This window comes from Endozoicomonas sp. Z74, from assembly GCF_057680865.1.
This window is the reverse complement of record NZ_JBLYZI010000223.1, coordinates 1-1889: the sequence shown is the minus strand read 5'-3', so window position 1 is coordinate 1889 and position 1889 is coordinate 1. Positions and strand designations below refer to the sequence as shown.

The window sequence follows — 1889 nt, the reverse complement described above, 5'->3', positions numbered from 1 at the left end:
GCCGTAATGCTCAAGCCTTTCTGAAACTGGATTTTGTTCTTAGCCATGACAACACCTCGCTTGAACTGAAAGCCAGTGTCGTCATTTTAGCCGAGAAATCGAGCTGAGGTTGGGTGGTAATCAGGTAGTTTTTTGCACACACAAAGCCTATGCTGTCGATTTCTTTCATTCCTATCGCATACTCTTCAATGGCGTCAATATTGCCTTGCTCACAAAAAAAACAACTATTAACACTGATGGCGAGACGAGTGAGGAATTTACACTACAAGTAAATTCCTTTCCTCAACAGGATTACCCCTTCAGCTCATTAGCCAGCTGTTTCCCATATCAAATGTTATCGCTCATACATCAATCATCAGACTGGCTAGGAGCAATGAAGCAAAGATATCAAGACACACCAAAAACGAGTTATAAGCAATCACACAGCATCAAAATCCACCAGACACAAGACCAGCTAACCGTTTGCCATCAGAAATTATTGGAAGCACTTCTTCCAAAAAATATAAGCTACCACGATAAGAGTTCAAATAATGATACCTATGAACATGGAAGCTCCACAGGGTGGTCTACCTCAGTTCCTGTCCACCAGTCACCAGCATTTCACCGATTAATGGCGGTGCAACAAAGAGTTCGTGCATCTCACCCAGTAATCCCATTTATGGCAATCCCCATGAATGCACTTTTTGAAAATCTCATAATACGGGGGTTTCATTCTGGATCCTCTGTATCTTCACACGAGATTTTTATTAATCCATTTAATATTCGAAATAACCAGGAAGTTCATATTTACTGGCAAAGTTTCACATTCAACCCAATCAGTAACAGAATAACACAAAGGACTATCAACAACTATCTAAATGGTGTAACGACAATCTATCAGCTAAACGATACTCGAAGCCGAGTTGTAAGAATAACCATTACCGATAACAACCCCGACAACAGGAACAGTATTATTTTTGAAGCTGTTGAGTGACAATCATCCAAACTCAATAAAGAAAAGAAAAGCTTAATGTATTGCCATGAACATGATCCACAATTCGAAATTCAGTCACAACCTCAGCCTTATCATCAAGCTGGTAATGAAAAGTAACCCCTTCTAAAAAGGGTATATTTTCCCATTCCATCTGGCTGACCATACGAGCACCAGGCTCATAAGTAAAATAATATCCAGATGACGCGGTTATGTGGTCTGAGCGGTTACTTGATAACGGATCAATCAAAACGATATTACGACCTACCTCAGAGGGAGTCGAACCCGATGCACTGTATTCAACCACTTCGCTTAACAAGCGTTCATGAGTCATCCCAAAAGTAAAAACAACCCGCGGATTCAATAAATCCAGTGTATTTGAAATAACCGATACCAGCAGATTCAGCCTGGAGCTTCGGTTTGTCACTCTGGCTTCTGTCACAGCCTTGACATGAGGCTGAAGGCTTTGACGGAAAAGACTGTCAACGGCGGCTTCAGGGCACAAAGGCGGTTCAATTACAGAGCCTTCCTGATCAATAACAGAGTATCGTTCGGCCGCTGCCTGAAGATCCACCCGCTGCCTTATACCAAAAGTTGAAGGTTTTTTTCCTGAGCTACAGGCCCCATGATTCAGTATCGTTTCCTGCCCACTATCTTCTGTAATCTGCACAGAAAAATAATCCTCTGCCCCACCAAGAGCACTGATATCATGCAAGGAACATAAAGAACTAAGAAAGCGATAGGGAAAAGACGAATGCCCAGGAAGCTTTAACCCCGTATAAGGGTTTCTCTCAGGGCAAAAACATGATCAAGAATCAATCAGCCCAAGCACTTTCATCATATAGTCTTCATCCCAGCCACAGGTTTTACGTTTGTTCTTGATACCAGCCTTCACTGAAGTATCAAGCTTGAGAAGGTT

General features: G+C 42.0%; 2 protein-coding genes. One reads left to right on the top strand and one right to left on the bottom strand.

Features of this window, described 5'->3' with window-relative positions:
- Positions 1-109 precede the first annotated feature (109 nt).
- Positions 110-973: a hypothetical protein gene (locus ACNRUY_RS26390; protein WP_488114647.1), complete on the top strand. Its 864-nt coding sequence runs from the start codon at positions 110-112 to the stop codon at positions 971-973.
- A 13-nt stretch (positions 974-986) separates the two neighbouring features.
- Here ACNRUY_RS26390 and ACNRUY_RS26385 read toward each other — a convergent pair whose 3' ends face one another.
- A complete protein-coding gene (locus ACNRUY_RS26385; RefSeq protein WP_488114646.1) occupies positions 987-1685 on the bottom strand; it encodes a hypothetical protein in 699 nt (232 codons plus the stop codon).
- Positions 1686-1889 lie beyond the last annotated feature (204 nt).